This window comes from Pleomorphomonas sp. T1.2MG-36 (genome assembly GCF_950100655.1).
GTDB lineage: Bacteria > Pseudomonadota > Alphaproteobacteria > Rhizobiales > Pleomorphomonadaceae > Pleomorphomonas.
Window position 1 is genome coordinate 1 of record NZ_CATNLY010000040.1, and the last position, 243, is coordinate 243.

The 243-nt window shown below is 59.3% G+C and carries 1 protein-coding gene; it reads left to right on the forward strand.

Going from position 1 to position 243, the window contains the following annotated elements:
* Positions 1-190: hypothetical protein (locus QQZ18_RS17580; RefSeq protein ID WP_284542256.1), on the forward strand; the 190-nt coding region annotated here is incomplete at its 5' end.
* Positions 191-243 lie beyond the last annotated feature (53 nt).

Below are 243 nucleotides of genomic sequence, written 5' to 3' on the forward strand. Positions count from 1 at the left end.
TGCGGTGATGAAATCGCAGGACGGTGAAATGCAGGGCATATCAGACCGGCTCGGTTCGGGGAGCGCGATATCGGCGTCGCGTTTCGTTCTGCCCGAGGTACACCTTGAATTCGCACGCGAATTCAAGGTGTACCTCAGGCGGGATGGAGCGAGCCGCCGATATCGTGCTCCAGAAACCAAGCCAGCCTGATCCTCTGCGCTCCACTGTCTATGCCTCTCACCGCTGATATGCGCCTGCCGTAG